The organism is Lysinibacillus sp. GW823-FHT02G10 (assembly GCF_058797135.1).
Map to the genome: position 1 here is coordinate 183,113 of NZ_JBXAJI010000001.1, position 14,634 is coordinate 197,746.

At 36.5% G+C, this 14,634-nt stretch carries 15 protein-coding genes; 10 read left to right on the forward strand and 5 right to left on the reverse strand.

Going from position 1 to position 14,634, the window contains the following annotated elements:
- The first annotated feature begins 545 nt into the window (after positions 1 to 545).
- The 5 genes from AC1RFD_RS00885 (at position 546) to AC1RFD_RS00905 (ending at position 5,363) form a co-directional block, all read left to right on the forward strand.
- On the forward strand, positions 546 to 1,556 hold the full coding sequence (locus AC1RFD_RS00885) for an ABC transporter substrate-binding protein (RefSeq protein ID WP_048391385.1): 1,011 nt from the start codon (positions 546 to 548) through the stop codon (positions 1,554 to 1,556).
- 123 nt (positions 1,557 to 1,679) lie between these two features.
- Positions 1,680 to 2,696, forward strand: coding sequence for a FecCD family ABC transporter permease (locus AC1RFD_RS00890; RefSeq protein ID WP_054550569.1), 1,017 nt, complete (start codon positions 1,680 to 1,682; stop codon positions 2,694 to 2,696).
- A complete protein-coding gene (locus AC1RFD_RS00895; protein ID WP_054550570.1) occupies positions 2,689 to 3,729 on the forward strand; it encodes a FecCD family ABC transporter permease in 1,041 nt (346 codons plus the stop codon). The genes AC1RFD_RS00890 and AC1RFD_RS00895 overlap by 8 nt, the downstream gene beginning before the upstream one ends.
- Positions 3,730 to 3,735: 6 nt before the next feature.
- On the forward strand, positions 3,736 to 4,605 hold the full coding sequence (locus AC1RFD_RS00900) for an ABC transporter ATP-binding protein (RefSeq protein WP_241490017.1): 870 nt from the start codon (positions 3,736 to 3,738) through the stop codon (positions 4,603 to 4,605).
- Positions 4,602 to 5,363: an IucA/IucC family C-terminal-domain containing protein gene (locus tag AC1RFD_RS00905; protein WP_048391377.1), complete on the forward strand. Its 762-nt coding sequence runs from the start codon at positions 4,602 to 4,604 to the stop codon at positions 5,361 to 5,363. Before AC1RFD_RS00900 ends, AC1RFD_RS00905 begins: the two co-directional genes overlap by 4 nt.
- Before the next feature lie 63 nt (positions 5,364 to 5,426).
- Here AC1RFD_RS00905 and AC1RFD_RS00910 read toward each other — a convergent pair whose 3' ends face one another.
- Positions 5,427 to 5,999: a TetR/AcrR family transcriptional regulator gene (locus AC1RFD_RS00910; protein ID WP_048391376.1), complete on the reverse strand. Its 573-nt coding sequence runs from the start codon at positions 5,997 to 5,999 to the stop codon at positions 5,427 to 5,429.
- A 165-nt stretch (positions 6,000 to 6,164) separates the two neighbouring features.
- On the opposite strand from AC1RFD_RS00910, the gene AC1RFD_RS00915 reads away from it, so the two are divergent.
- The 3 genes from AC1RFD_RS00915 (at position 6,165) to AC1RFD_RS00925 (ending at position 9,164) form a co-directional block, all read left to right on the forward strand.
- Complete coding sequence (locus AC1RFD_RS00915; protein WP_492474415.1) at positions 6,165 to 7,088, forward strand: DsbA family protein; 924 nt, start codon at positions 6,165 to 6,167, stop codon at positions 7,086 to 7,088.
- Positions 7,089 to 7,102: 14 nt separating this feature from the next.
- Complete coding sequence (locus tag AC1RFD_RS00920; RefSeq protein ID WP_492474416.1) at positions 7,103 to 7,408, forward strand: monooxygenase; 306 nt, start codon at positions 7,103 to 7,105, stop codon at positions 7,406 to 7,408.
- A gap of 400 nt (positions 7,409 to 7,808) precedes the next feature.
- Positions 7,809 to 9,164 carry a YjiH family protein gene (locus AC1RFD_RS00925; protein ID WP_115673529.1) on the forward strand — a complete coding sequence of 452 codons (1,356 nt, stop codon included), beginning with the start codon at positions 7,809 to 7,811 and terminating at the stop codon, positions 9,162 to 9,164.
- A 15-nt stretch (positions 9,165 to 9,179) separates the two neighbouring features.
- Here AC1RFD_RS00925 and AC1RFD_RS00930 read toward each other — a convergent pair whose 3' ends face one another.
- From AC1RFD_RS00930 to AC1RFD_RS00945, 4 genes are read right to left on the reverse strand one after another with little or no spacing between them, the layout of a single operon-like run.
- Positions 9,180 to 9,911 (reverse strand): CPBP family intramembrane glutamic endopeptidase, encoded by a 732-nt coding sequence (locus AC1RFD_RS00930; RefSeq protein WP_054550575.1) that lies wholly within the window; start codon positions 9,909 to 9,911, stop codon positions 9,180 to 9,182.
- A 24-nt stretch (positions 9,912 to 9,935) separates the two neighbouring features.
- Positions 9,936 to 10,631, reverse strand: a complete 696-nt coding sequence (locus AC1RFD_RS00935) for a hypothetical protein (protein WP_054550576.1) — start codon at positions 10,629 to 10,631, stop codon at positions 9,936 to 9,938.
- On the reverse strand, positions 10,628 to 11,491 hold the full coding sequence (locus AC1RFD_RS00940; protein ID WP_054550577.1) for an ABC transporter ATP-binding protein: 864 nt from the start codon (positions 11,489 to 11,491) through the stop codon (positions 10,628 to 10,630). The genes AC1RFD_RS00935 and AC1RFD_RS00940 overlap by 4 nt, the downstream gene beginning before the upstream one ends.
- A complete protein-coding gene (locus AC1RFD_RS00945; RefSeq protein ID WP_054550578.1) occupies positions 11,492 to 11,854 on the reverse strand; it encodes a GntR family transcriptional regulator in 363 nt (120 codons plus the stop codon).
- A gap of 324 nt (positions 11,855 to 12,178) precedes the next feature.
- Here AC1RFD_RS00945 and AC1RFD_RS00950 point away from each other — a divergent pair, with 324 nt between their 5' ends.
- Both AC1RFD_RS00950 and AC1RFD_RS00955 read left to right on the forward strand, forming a co-directional pair.
- On the forward strand, positions 12,179 to 12,430 hold the full coding sequence (locus tag AC1RFD_RS00950; RefSeq protein ID WP_048391360.1) for a phage holin: 252 nt from the start codon (positions 12,179 to 12,181) through the stop codon (positions 12,428 to 12,430).
- Positions 12,431 to 12,511: 81 nt separating this feature from the next.
- Positions 12,512 to 14,599 carry a DUF2339 domain-containing protein gene (locus AC1RFD_RS00955; RefSeq protein ID WP_492474417.1) on the forward strand — a complete coding sequence of 696 codons (2,088 nt, stop codon included), beginning with the start codon at positions 12,512 to 12,514 and terminating at the stop codon, positions 14,597 to 14,599.
- Positions 14,600 to 14,634 lie beyond the last annotated feature (35 nt).

Here is a 14,634-nt window from a genome sequence, read left to right on the forward strand (position 1 = left end):
CTGTTTTGATAAGTTGTAGTTCATTATTAAGATATGAGATATACGTCGATAGGGTCTATTTATTTGCCTATTAATGCATAGGTAAATCTAACAAGTAACTAAAATAGTAGAAAATCTATAATCAATTTGCCTACATCTTTGAGTGAAATGAAAGCATGACATATTGTTGAAAATGATGATGTCAACGGCAAGAAAAGCAATTTCGCAGGGCGAGGTGTTTTCCGTTCCATCATCGTCCTTTCCAAAGGGCGATGATCCTCCCCTGATCATGCTGCAAAACTTCTTTCATGTCTAACAGTAGTGAACAAAATAGCACATATTTTTAAAGTGAAGATAATGAGTCTAACAACCATCCAAATGCTTGGTTTTCAACACGATGAATAGGTTTTTCAAATAACGTTCTTCCTAGCGTCATAATGTAAAATAAATTTTTATTAAAAAAGTATGTTTTTTGAAAAAATAGATATTGTCAATAAAACAATCGTACAGTATACTCTTTAATTGATAATGATTATCGTTGTCGATTATTTCTTAGGAGGAAATGTATGCCAAAATTATCACTGCAAAAAAAGAACTTTTTTGTACTTTTCACACTACTATTAACCTTCGCGTTATTATTAGTTGGGTGTGGGGAGAAAACATCGAACTCCAGTAGTTCACAAGAGAACGACAAAGCAGAAGAAAGCAACACTGAATCAGAATCTTCTAGTCGTGAGATTACACATGCAATGGGTACTACAACGATTGAAGGCACACCTACAAAAATCGTTACACTATATCAAGGCGCAACAGATGTTGCAGTTGCTATGGGCATTAAACCAGTTGGGGTAGTAGAATCTTGGGCAGAAGCGCCTGTTTATAATTATATGAAGAATGAGCTTGATGGCGTTGCAATTGTAGGACAAGAAACACAACCAAACCTTGAAGAAATTGCAAAGCTTAAACCAGATTTAATTATTGCTTCTAAAGTACGTCATGAAGAAATTTATGATCAGTTATCGCAGATTGCACCAACAGTTGCTCATGAAACGGTTTTCGATTTCAAAGGAACAGCTGAAATGATGGGTCAAGCAATGAATCAAGAAGATAAGGTGAATGAATTACTTGGCGATTGGGATACACGAGTAGCTGATTTCCAAACAAAAATCAAAGAGAAGCTTGGCGATAAATGGCCATTCCATGTTTCTGTTGTCAACTTCAGAGCAGACCATGCTCGTATTTATGTGACAGGTTATGCGGGTTCTATTTTATCTGAGCTTGGATTCCAAGGTCCTAAAAATTTAACAGATGATTCTTTAGAAATTGTGAAGCTAACTGACAAGGAAAGCATCACACAAATGAATGCTGATGTTATTTATATGTTTATGGAAAATGATGAGACAGTGAAAAAAACTTATGAAGATTGGACAAACCATCCACTTTGGAAAGAGCTTGACGCAGTGAAAGCGAATCAAGTTTATCAGGTAGATGAAATTAATTGGAATCTAGCAGGTGGTATTACTAGTGCTAATTTAATGCTAGATGATATTTATGACAAGTTTGAATTAGAAAAATAGTGAATGGAGGATGGGCTGTTAAAAGTGTTAGAGAATACTTGAATAACAGCCCTCTCATTGTAGTGTTTGAGCATAATTGAAACCTACATAAGCTAAATTGTGGATCAAGAAAGTTGGCATAACATGAGAATTATTCTTTCCAGTACACCGATGAAACAAATAGGTTTATTCATCAGCTGTTTGATTCTTTTGCTGGCATTTATATTCAGCATAGCTATTGGTCAAACGTCCATACCTTTTTCGTCAATCTATGATGCTATTTTTCATTTTGATGCTGCTAATAAGGAGCATGTCATTATTCGAACATCTAGATTTACAAGAGCTGTGATCGCTACAGTAGTTGGCGCAAGCCTTGCCATTGCGGGCGCATTAATGCGAGCATTAACAAGAAATCCTTTAGCAGCTCCTGATATTTTAGGTATTAATGCAGGGGCCATATTTTTTATTGTCAGTGCTATTACTCTTTTTTCCGTTCAATCTTTAATGAGCTATATGTGGATTGCCTTTTTAGGGGCAGGTGCAGCGGGGGCGATGGTTTTTTTCCTAGGCTCATTAGGAAGAGATGGGTTAACACCGATAAAAATAGTATTAGCTGGTGCAGCGATTACAGCTCTTTTTGTCTCGTTTACGCAGGGGCTTTTAGTCATCGATGAACAAGGTTTACAAAGTGTCCTGTTTTGGTTAGCAGGTTCTGTATCGGGGCGTAGTATTGAAATGCTCGTGCCTGTCCTACCGTTTATTTTAGGAGTGACAGTTGTGGCAATATTTATGGGGCGTTCAATCAATATTTTACAATCAGGAGATGATATTGCCAAAGGATTAGGACAACGAACAATGCTCACGAAAATCACACTAGGCATAATTATTATCATACTGGCAGGCAGTTCAGTAGCTGTTGCAGGTTCAATAGGGTTTATTGGCTTGATTGTCCCTCATATGGCGATCCAACTTGTTGGCACAGATTATCGCTGGATTATTCCCTACAGTGCCGTATTGGGAGCAATATTGCTACTGTTGGCTGATATTGCGGCAAGATATGTGATTATGCCATTGGAAATGCCGATTGGTGTCATGACTGCCTTAATCGGAGCTCCTTTCTTTATTTATATTGCACGAAAGGGGTTAGCAAAAAATGCCTAATTATGTGTCGGTTAGAACGAAAACTAATCGTATATCTTTTCAAATTGCTAAAAGAACGGCTTGGATTCTACTACTTTTAAGCTTATTATTAGTCCTCATTACGGTTCTTGGTTTATCTGCGGGGAGCGAGTTTATCCATCCTGTCACAGTGGTGAAAGAATTATTAGGCTATGGCAATGGAGATTACGATTTTGTCTTACATACATTAAGGCTCCCGCGTGTGTTGATGGCCTTATTAGTTGGTGCTGCGCTGGGAGTTGCCGGTTTAATTTTACAAGGAATTATCCGTAATCCTCTTGCTGCCCCAGATATTATTGGTATAACGAGCGGAGCATCGATGGGGGCAATTATTTTTATCGTGTACTTTATGGGATCAGTCAGCATTCAATTTTTACCGTTAGCTGCTATATTAGGTGCTGGTATTGTCTCCTTCATCATTTACCTACTATCATGGAGAAAAGGAGTCACACCAATTCGAATGGTACTAATTGGAATTGGCATCTCAGCTTTAGCAAAGGCGGTTGTGACGATGCTGCTTGTAATCAGTAATGTAGCCGCTACAACGAAAGCCTATTTATGGCTGACAGGTAGTTTGTATGGGGCCAATATGCAGGATGTCTATTTGCTATTACCGTGGCTAGTCATTTTAGTGCCACTAACATTTATTTTAGCAAGAACGGTGAATGTGAAGGAATTAGGCGATGAAATAGCGATAGGGCTAGGAGTAAAAGTACAAGTGTATCGTTTACTTTTTCTACTCATTAGTGTCATGCTAGCTGGTTCTGCAGTAGCTTTTGCCGGTGGCATTGCCTTTGTTGGATTAGTGGCCCCTCATATGAGCAGAATGCTTGTTGGGCGTTCCTTTGCAGGATTAATTCCTGTGACAGCTATTATAGGTGGAATCATTGTCATTGTGGCTGATATGGTGGCACGCACAGCCTTTTTACCGAAGGATTTACCTACAGGAGTCTTTACTGCTGCAATTGGCGCACCATTCTTTATTTATTTATTATTTAGAACGCGCAATCAATAAAGCTTCATGATAAAAAAGTTAAAAGCCGGAGAAGAAGGTGACAGGAATTTGAAACATGTCTTAGAAGCACAAAATTTACATGTAAGCTATGGAGAAAATCTTATTTTAGAGGATTTGAATCTTCAAATACCAAAAGGAAAAATTACAGTACTAGTTGGGGCCAACGGTTGTGGAAAATCTACACTACTTCGGACATTTGCACGATTACAAAAAGCGAAGTCGGGTGAAATTTTTTTAGATGAGAATAAACTAGATGCCATTTCAACGAAAGAGGTAGCGAAACGTTTAGCTATTCTGCCGCAGGGCCCTGTTGCACCAGAAGGATTAACTGTTCAGCAATTGATTAAGCAAGGTCGTTATCCACACCAAAGTTGGTTAAAGCAATGGTCTACGGAGGATGAAAAAATTGTAAACAATGCGCTTGCAGTAACGCAGATGACTGAATTTGCCGATCGTCCAGTAGATGCATTATCGGGTGGTCAGCGGCAACGTGTATGGATTGCTATGACATTAGCGCAAAAAACAGATCTTATTTTACTAGATGAACCTACAACTTATTTAGATATGGCACACCAAGTAGAAATTTTAGATTTACTATTTGATTTAAATGACAAGGAAGGGCGTACCGTCGTTATGGTATTACACGATTTAAACTTAGCCTGTCGCTATGCCCATCATATTGTGGCGGTACGTAATAAACAGGTTTATGCCCAAGGCAAGCCAGAGGAAGTGGTGACAGCAGAGATGGTCCAGGCTGTTTTTCGTATGGATTGTACCATTATTAAAGATCCGCTCTTTGGTACACCTTTATGTGTGCCACATGGCAAGGGGCGAACAGTTCAAACAGTGGAATTAGAGGAGGTAGGGATCTGTTGAGCCTATCACTGTCAGCTGAAGAAACATCCGTGTTACTAAGAGAGTATCGATTGTCGATAGAGCCTGCAGTAGATGCTACATACTCTTTATATGCCAAAAATTTATTGGACAATGAACAAGCTCTAGATTATTTGCAAAAAATTGCCCATTTCTTTCAATCGCCTTCTATCCTAGTTACGGCATCGTTGTTTGCGAAGCGCTATAGCGTCTTAACGATAGCTTCAGCCTTCTATGCTATGTCCAGATACGATAAAGGACTACATTGCAGAATTGAAAATATGTGGGTAGAAGCGGAATATTCAAAACCTTGGCTTCCTACTATTCGGCTAATCGATCGCACAGTGTCAATACCTACTGAAGACCGTGAAAAATGGCGTGATGAGGTTCTTAGAGAAATCTTTGCGAATAATTTAGCGAAGGTTTGGCAGTCATTAGCGAAAATAAGTAAAATTCCAAAAACAATCTTATGGGAAAACACAGCTATTTATGTGAATTGGCTCTATGAAACGAAAATAGGGGAAGGAGCCAGTGAGCAAGAAAAGGCTCGTATACAAGAGGATTATCACTATATTGTAAACCTAGCACCAGGCTCCATTTTTGGAGAGAGAAAAAATCCTTTGACGGACTATTGTGGTCCTAAAGTGACAATTATGGAATCGGAGCAACCTGTACGCTTGAGAAAAACATGTTGTTTCTATTATCATACCTCTGATGAAGCAAATGATTATTGTATCTCCTGTCCAAAAATAAAAAGATAATCATAACAACAAAATCTCTAAACCACCAAAAGTGAGTAAACACTTATAGCATTTCATAGGTGTTTATTCACTTTTATTTTTGCCATCAATACCTGCCATTAAATAAGGAATTGCAGGTTTGATAAATTCTTCGGGCTGTATCTCCTGATTGCTAGTTCTCCATTCTATAGAAGCGCCATAGATTCCCCAGCTTAATATTACAGCAGTCATTTTTAACGCTTCGTTCTCTGTCGCTGCATTTTGTTTCAATAACATTTTGTAAAAGATAATTTCAAGCTGCTCTCTAATAATGCGAGCAATTGTCTCTTCATAGCCTCTATGACAACGATTAGACAATGACTTTTGAAAATTAGTTATCGCTTTAAAGAGAATAATGAAAGCTCCTTCATTAAGTTCGTTATGTTGTAGAAAGTCATCATTCAAATTAATTAATAATACTTCTGATAGGACCTTCTCTAACAAATCATATATATCTTCAAAGTGATAATAAAAAGTCGCACGATTAATCATAGCCTCTGTCGTAATATCCTTAACCGTTATATCCTTGAACTCTTTTTTACTAGAAAGTGTAATGAAAGAATCCATGATTAATTTACGAGTCCGTATAACACGAAGATCTGTCTTAGATGAGGTCATTACTTACACTCCTTTTTAAACAATTTCTTCAAAGTGTTGTATAAACAACAATTCAAATAGATTATTGGTTTATTGATGATTTTATTATGAATAAAATACAACTGTAAGGCAAATAAGAGAGTTATATATTTATATTTAATGAAAGTAAGAAAAGGGGATAGTCAATTGAAGAATCATCCAATGGTTTGTGATTTAGAGACAGGTGTATGTGGAGTAGCTGGCGAGGAGGAATTAGGGATAATTGATTTTAATCAACCAAAGAAATCCATTGAAGTATACTATGTAACTGATCCAATATGTTCTCATTGTTGGGCACTCGAACCCGTTCTTCGACGTTTTATCGAGCAGTACGGACACTATTTTAACTTTCATACGATTATGGGAGGATTACTAGAAAAATGGGGTGATGGTCCAGTAGACCCTGCTAATGGAATATCTGGACCTGCCGACGTTGTAGGACACTGGAGAGAAGTTGGAGAATATTATCGCATGCCAATAGATGGAACAGTGATGATGAACAATCCAGTGCAATCATCCTATCCACCATCTCGTGTTTTTAAAGTGATTCAAAAAAATCAGCATGATGCTATAGCATTTGAATATTTGCGCAGAGCAAGAGAAGCGCTATTCGTATTTAATCAAAATATTGCAGATACATCCGTTATGATTGACATTGTAAATAGACTGGGGCTTGATGGAGCGGCTATTGTAAACGAATCAGAACAAACAAGCGGGCAACAGTTATTAAATGAAGATTTTGACCTTGCAAGAAATCTGGGCGTAAGAGGATTTCCAACTATTATTATGATGAATGAAGATAATAAAGGGTTGAAAATTGTTGGTGGGCGTCCATTTGTAAACTATGTGGAAGGACTCAAACAGGTTCTCAATTTTGAAGAGCTGCAACCAAAACAACTGCCATCTCTTTTAAGCTTGCTTGGAAAAGAAAAGCTTCTATTTTCGAAAGAAATTGAAGTTATGTATGATTTGGAAAAGTCAGAGGTTATATCTTATGTGAAAAAAGAGCTTTCATCAGATCAATATGAAATGAAGGAAATACTTGGTGAATGTTATATTACTACTAAATAATGAGGAGAATGGCAATGACATACGTATTACAGGTAGATTTTAAATTGGATGGACCATTTGGTGATGTGATGGCAGAAGCGTTTTCTGACTTAGCAAAAAGTATTTATGAAGAGGAAGGACTTTTGTGGAAAATTTGGACAGAGAGCCCTGAAACAAACGAAGCGGGCGGCATCTATCTATTTGAATCAAAACGCACAGCTGAACAATATATAGCAATGCATTCAAAAAGGCTAGCTGAATTTGGAATCACTACTATTAACGCAAAAATCTTTGCTATCAATTCAAAACTGACTGAAGTTACGAAAGGTCCAATAAAATAATTAAAAAATCATTGATGTATCATAGAATTACTAGCTAATTCAAAGGAGTCTAATTTCTAATTAAGAAGTTAGGCTTTTATTTTATGAATGTATAAATATTCTGAATATTGTGAGGTTGAACCAATTGCGTTGTAGCGTTTACAATAGTTTTATATCACGTTTATGTTATAAAAACATGAATAATTTGAGTGTTTTTCTGTTTAATGCTCAATACTTCAAAGCTTTTAAAATCGTTCTATAGCAGAAGGAGGGATGAGATATTGAATGAAAACAACATATTTTTGCTTATATAGTAGTTCAACAATTGATAAATAAATGTTTCTTATAAACACTATTTTAATTGTTGTTATGCAAAATACATAAATTATTGAGATTAAAAGAGATGAGGTTTTATAAAAAAATGAAAAAGTATTCTGTTGCTACATATTTTTACTTCATTATTCCGTCTTTAATTGGTGTCTTTCTATTTATGACCCCCATTTTAACGGAAGAGGGCTGGAAAGTACCCATTGCCATATTAGCCAATGTTTTAGCGGGGATTGTGGCCCCGATCATTAGCTATTTTACAATTGGAATGTTTGCCATCTCTGCAATTGGTGCACTTATAGCGAAATTTATCCCTCGTAAAAATGCTAAAGAACCTAGTATGTTGGATACATTGTTTTATGTTAATTGGTTTTGGACAATTACTCGTATTATCGGTTTAGCCTTTGCTTCAATGGTGGTCTTCAATTTTGGACCTTCTGCCATCAATAATGAAAATACGGGTGGACTTCTCATGGATCCAAATGAGGGACTTGTGACGTTTTTATTTACCATTTTTTTGTTTGCGGGTTTCCTTTTACCATTTTTAACAAACTTCGGTTTACTTGAATTTTTCGGGACAATGATGGTGAAAATTATGCGGCCACTGTTTAAAAGTCCAGGGCGTTCTTCAATCGATGCTCTTACGTCATGGGTAGGTGATGGCACAATAGGTGTGTTAATGACCAGTAAACAATATGAGATGGGGAACTACACAAAAAAAGAAGCTGCGATTATTGCCACAAGTTTCTCAGTAGTGTCCATCACATTCTGTATCGTTGTATTGGATACTGTACATTTGGCACGCTATTTTATTCCTTATTATTTGACAGTAGTACTTTGTGGAATTGTATTAGCCATTATTATGCCTCGAATCTATCCACTTGCGAAAAAGGAGGATACATATATAGATGGGACACCAGTGGATTATTCACGTGAGAAATTACCAGAGGGCTATAATTCTGTTTCACATGGTTTAGAAAATGCACTTGCTGTTGCACATGCAAATCGTGATCCTCGACAATTTTTCAAAGATGGCTCTAGAAATGTAATTGATTTATGGGTAGGTGTGGCCCCTATCGTTATGGCTTTTGGGACAATTGCCTTAATGCTTGCTGAATTTACAAGTATTTTTGCGATTTTAGGAAAACCGTTTGAACCAATTTTAACCGTCCTTGGCTTGCCTGAAGCGGCTGAAGCAGCGCAAACAATGGTCGTAGGCTTTGCCGATATGTTTCTACCCTCTATTTTAGGTGCAGGGATTGAATCGGAAGTTACTAGATTTGTTATTGCTGTTGTTTCTGTGTCACAGCTGATCTATATGTCTGAGGTAGGTGGACTTATTTTAGGTACAAAAATTCCATTGAAGTTTTTGGATTTAGTCGTCTTATTTATACTACGTACGCTTATTTCTCTTCCAATTGCAGCATTGGTTGGTCATCTACTCTTCTAACTAAAATGCCAAGTCTTAAATGGACTTGGCATTTTTCATAAATAGATTGTGATCGATTTTCTTTAGACGTCTCCATAACGTAAGCATGTAGATAAAGAGTACAAAAATGATAAGATAGGCACTTAACATGGAGCCTTCCGTATTTCCCATAATGTTGAAGAAATTATTCAGTCCATGGAAAATAATTGTTACGATAATTGATTGACCTTCCAATACAAGTAAAGCTAGAACAAGGCCAACTAAAAGAGCATAGATGATTTGAAGAATCGTATCTTCTACAGATTGGCCACCTAGTAATTGTAACGCATGTGTGACGCCAAACAATATACTAGAAATCCAGACAGCAGAAAAAGCCCCTTTTGCTAATAGCATGCGTAGCATAATGCCTCTAAATACAGACTCCTCAATAAACGCTACTATGAAAGTTTGCATGATAAACATGACAATTAAATCACTAATAGATGTCATATTCAATCCTTTTGTGCTTACTAAGATGATGCCTAAAATAAGAAGAAGTGGTAAGGTGATGAAGAAATGATTCTTTTTAATAGGATAAAAGAAATATACTCTCCATTTCTTTTTCGCCGCTATATACATGAAGAGCCCTAATGCAAATGGGATTAACAGCGCAAACTGTAGAAAAGGGCTTAAAGGTTGTTTGATAGAAACAAAGGCACCATTTAAAACATAGAAAAATATGAGTAGAGACTCTAAACCAATTATTTTTATCAACATTTTTGGGTTCATGTTATTATCTTCCTCCTATTCTATTTATACAGGATTTACAGAAACCTTTCGCATACTAGCTGAAATAACTAGATAGAGGAAAATACTAAAAACAAACATGCTCCCTAAAATCGCTAATATAGATGAATTGGCTAACAGTTTATACAACGGAGAATACCATTCAAAGATCACCATTAATATAGGTATTAATGCAAGGAAACCAATTAAGCTATAGCCTCCTAGTATGCCTAAACGATAAAAAACAACGTTAAGGAGAAGGCCAGAACTTAGACAAAATAAAAGCAAGACCGTATCCAATACTACTGTTTGGAAAAATGAATGGGTAATATCAAAAAATAAGATAGGGTGGATGATAATAATATCTTTGATATTGAATAGGGTAGAAACATAAGAAATGATTTGATGAGCACACGCAATAATCAAGGCACCGACCAGACTCCAGCTGATAAAAAATAGCCCGACATACAACATATATTGCTGACGACTTAATCCTAGCTTTAAAAAATAGGGTAAGGTTTTATTGAGAAGTTTTGTTGCCATCATACTGTAAAAAATATAAACAGGAATTGAAATAGTCATAGCAAATGATACATATTGACCAAAAAATGCATCTAAGAAAAATGACAAAAGCACGATAGAAAATAAAATGCTCCAAAAAATAATATTTTGCTTCTTATAGCTTTGAAATAAGATATAAAAACTGCCTTTCATCGTGTTCATCGCCCCAGCCTCACTTTCTGTTTACTTAAATAGACGAGCATATCTTGAAGAGAGACAGATTCAAGCGTAATGTTCTGATCTTCAATGGATTGACCATTTGCGAAGACAATAGCTGTCATCTCTTGCATAAATGTATGTTGATAGATTACTTGTAAATCCCCAATTGCTCTCTCAACATCTGAGGCATTGCCTTTTACAGCCACAATATGCTCTCGCCATTCATCAGTGGTCTTTTGGAGCAAAAGTTCGCCCTCATGTAGAATGAAAATTTCCTCAAATAGCTCGCTTGCCTCATCGATTAAATGTGTAGATAGAATAAATAATCGCGGATTTTCTGTTTGCTGCTCAATTAACAAATCATAAAACATATTACGCGCTGCTACATCTAAACCGATATAAGGTTCATCAAATATAGTTATAGCTGTACAACTCGCAAAGCCTGTAATAATTCCAAGTGCAGAGACCATCCCTTTTGAAAGATTACGCACTTTATCTTTTGGATTCAGGGCAAATACTTGTAGCAGTTCTTGAGCTAGCTCTTCATCCCATTTTGGATAAAAGAAGTGATTGGCCTTTAATGTTTGGGCAATGGTCATTTCTTCTTGAAAGTTGCCACTTTCAGCGACAAAGCAAATATCACGTAATGTGGAAGGGGCATTGAAGACATTTTCTCCGTTAACTAAAATTTCTCCGCTTGTTGTAGAGATGAGGCCTGATAATAAATTTAAAAAAGTTGTTTTACCAGCTCCATTGTGACCTAAAAGGCCAATAATCTTTGGTCCCTCCATGGTGAAGGAGATATTTTTCAAAGCTGCTTTATGTTTATAGGATTTCGTGACATTGCTCACATTAATTTTCATTCATGATCCCCCTAGTATCAATTTTTGTAACTCTTCATCTGAAATGCCTAGACGACTTGCTTCCTTTTTCAATGGTTCAATATGTTGCTGGAAAAAGCTTTCTTTACGCTCAGTAATTAAAATATTTTTGGCGTCTGCATGTACAAACATACCGACACCTCTCTTTTTATAAATGACGCCCTTATCCACTAATTCATTCACGCCTTTCCCAGCAGTTGCAGGATTAATCTGGTATTCTTTTGCAAACTCATTTGTAGATGGAATGCGATCTTCAGGCTGTAGCTGTCCATCTAGAATGGCATCTTCTATTCTTTCACGTATTTGTTGGAAAATGGGCTTTTCGTTATTTAAAGAATGAATCACAATCCACCTCACTTGTTAGTTGGTTAATTACTTGTGTAACTAACCATATAGCTTATGGTATCCATTGTCAATGATTTGGTAAAAAAATGTACAAAAATTTTTACATGAAAAAAACCTTCTCATTCTTGAGAGGGCTCTAAGTAAACTAAATATATGAACATGTTATTCATGAAAAAAATTCCTTCACTTTCTATATTTGAAAATAGCTTGCATCACAAAATATTATCAAAAAATCCTAGTAACTTGGCAAGAGTTCCATTTTTGCATATGTGTCACATAACCACTATGCATATACTGTGGCAAGAGGGGGGGAGGTGAGCTTTTATGAGAATTAATTGGAAGGTTCGTCTTCAACATATTCCATTTTTACTAGGGCTATTTTCATTGTTGCTCTTACTCGCACAACAAGTGGCTGCAATTTTTGGCTATGATTTTACAGGTGTGATGAGTGAGCAAATATCATCTATTTTAAATACAGTCTTATCCATTTTTGTGTTAATGGGGGTCATTGTCGATCCAACCACACGTGGCACTAGTGATAGTGAACGTGCCTTAATGTATCGGAGACCGAGATAAAATGAACAAAAAGTGTAATTTTACAATAAGGATAAATATGTTATAATGTTAGAAAATTGATAAAGTGGGGAGGATGATTGAATGTCCCTTGAATTGGAGCGCAGAATTGCGAAGCTCGAGGAGGAAATGGCAGATTTACGTCAGGAGTTGTCAATATTAAAAGGTTCGCAAAGCACTGAAAAAAATAATACTCTTGATGCCAGACAGTCGATGATCAAGCAATCAGAACCAATTAAACCAAAACCAGTACTGGAGTCGAAGCCTATCCCGACTAAAGTAGCGGAAAAAGAAGTGCAACCACAGCCATCGATGGAGGAACGTGTTATGTGGGCACTTCCAAAAGTATTCATGGTTATTTTAGTAATGGGCGTACTTTGGGGTCTAAAACTTGTCAGTGACTATGGCTATTTATCGGATGGCGTGAAAATCATCCTTGCCTATGTACTATCGTTGGGATTGGCGGTTATTGCCTATGTACTAGAGTGTAGGAAAGTAGGCTCATCGGCTATAACGATTTCTTTATATGGTGGGGCATTTATTGTCGGTATTTTAACAACCGCAGCAAGTGCCATATTATATGAAATCATTGGTCTTATTCCAGCACTAGGCATTACGCTTCTTTATATTGGCTATGGTATTGCTATTAGCTATTTGAAGAAAAATGAAGCACTAACTGTTTTTGTTGCCTTTACATCATTATTACTACCTTACTTACTAGAATATATGGATTTTAGTGCTGTCATTATTTTATTATTTGTGGTCGTATTGTTTGCTGCATTGCAATTAGTTATTTACCAGCACAAGCAAAAACTAGCCCTTTATATCGCCACATTCTTTTCAGTGCTAGCAGTGAGTGTTGTAGCATTTATGAATAGTGATCAACAAGTAGTTTTTGCACTTGGCTTACTTGTAATTCTAGCAATCTTTTATGCAATATGGTGTTTACTGTATAACGCACAATCCAAATGGAAGCCACTTCACATTGGACTCCAATTTTCTTTAGGCTCATTTAGTTTATTACTGCTGAATTTAATCATTCGTTCTCTTGAAAATGGAGAAATGCTACTCCTCATTTTTATGGCTTTATTTGGCGCTGTAGCGTTTTATAGCTATCGTCAAAAATGGCAGGAGGTACTGGATAGTGCTGTGACACTTGTGTTTATCACCTTCTGTAATATGATACTTCTATTGAATATTCCGAATAAAGTGGATGATTTATTGTATCCTTTGATTGCATTTGCAGGCGTGATGATGAGCTTACGAATACGTGCAAGTATAATGAAGGTCGTTACTTCACTTTCCCTTGTGATGACATTTACACTAAACTTTGTTTTCCATGAACCAAGTCCATTTTTCAGCATCGATCATTTAAGCTTATTTATGCCAATCATCTATTTCATCATTATTTATTTATATGCAAGACGTCCAAAAGAGACACTCTCACCTTTTGAAAAGGTCATGAAGGATTTGTATGTAATCGATATTTTAGCAGTGGTCACAGCTGGCTATTTCTTAGCCTATATTAGCAAGCTAGATGCCGTATACTTTACAGCCACAAATGGCATTCCATATATGGTGTGTATCGTACTAGCTGTCTTATTTACTGGTTCTTTATTTGTAGAGGAAACTTACAAAGGACGTGCATTAACGCCAGTACTTGGTGCATTTTTCCTACTAGTCTCCTTGATGATCAGCACTAGAGTGTCAATGTTGGAAAGCTTAAACACTATCACTAGATTAATTTATTTAGCAGTGATTGTAGCGATTGTCGCTGATGTGCTTGTAAAAGGAATTATTTATCGATTGTACGAGGACCGTCTGGGGAAATATGTGGACGCCATTGTAAGTACGGGGATTGTGCTCACGATGATTTCGATATGGGGACTGATCCATCAGTTTACATTTAACAACGCACTTGATTGGAAGCTAAGTATCGCTCTTACAACTATTACATTATTCTTAACTGCTAGTGTATCACTATGGATTAGTTCCACACATCATTTAAAAACATTGCGCACAACAGGCTTTATTATTTTAGTTATCGCATTTATTAAGCTAATTTTCTTTGACTTATCTGCCCTTGATTTATTAATTAGAGCTGTTCTATTTATTACCATTGGTGGTATTGGAATGCTATTGTCGGGTAGGTTGTTGAGGAAAAATGAATGAAGTTAGTGTGTATAGGATCAGTAAATTGTAACAAT

What these genes read in the sequence shown, in the direction of transcription:
- AC1RFD_RS00940 (WP_054550577.1), bottom strand. Translation starts at nt 11,491, where the DNA reads ATGAAAATTAATGTGAGCAATGTCACGAAATCCTATAAACATAAAGCA.
- AC1RFD_RS00900 (WP_241490017.1), top strand. Translation starts at nt 3,736, where the DNA reads ATGATAAAAAAGTTAAAAGCCGGAGAAGAAGGTGACAGGAATTTGAAA.
- AC1RFD_RS00895 (WP_054550570.1), top strand. Translation starts at nt 2,689, where the DNA reads ATGCCTAATTATGTGTCGGTTAGAACGAAAACTAATCGTATATCTTTT.
- AC1RFD_RS00885 (WP_048391385.1), top strand. Translation starts at nt 546, where the DNA reads ATGCCAAAATTATCACTGCAAAAAAAGAACTTTTTTGTACTTTTCACA.
- AC1RFD_RS00925 (WP_115673529.1), top strand. Translation starts at nt 7,809, where the DNA reads ATGAAAAAGTATTCTGTTGCTACATATTTTTACTTCATTATTCCGTCT.
- AC1RFD_RS00950 (WP_048391360.1), top strand. Translation starts at nt 12,179, where the DNA reads ATGAGAATTAATTGGAAGGTTCGTCTTCAACATATTCCATTTTTACTA.
- AC1RFD_RS00935 (WP_054550576.1), bottom strand. Translation starts at nt 10,631, where the DNA reads ATGAACACGATGAAAGGCAGTTTTTATATCTTATTTCAAAGCTATAAG.
- AC1RFD_RS00890 (WP_054550569.1), top strand. Translation starts at nt 1,680, where the DNA reads ATGAGAATTATTCTTTCCAGTACACCGATGAAACAAATAGGTTTATTC.
- AC1RFD_RS00920 (WP_492474416.1), top strand. Translation starts at nt 7,103, where the DNA reads ATGACATACGTATTACAGGTAGATTTTAAATTGGATGGACCATTTGGT.
- AC1RFD_RS00930 (WP_054550575.1), bottom strand. Translation starts at nt 9,911, where the DNA reads ATGAACCCAAAAATGTTGATAAAAATAATTGGTTTAGAGTCTCTACTC.
- AC1RFD_RS00955 (WP_492474417.1), top strand. Translation starts at nt 12,512, where the DNA reads ATGTCCCTTGAATTGGAGCGCAGAATTGCGAAGCTCGAGGAGGAAATG.
- AC1RFD_RS00910 (WP_048391376.1), bottom strand. Translation starts at nt 5,999, where the DNA reads ATGACCTCATCTAAGACAGATCTTCGTGTTATACGGACTCGTAAATTA.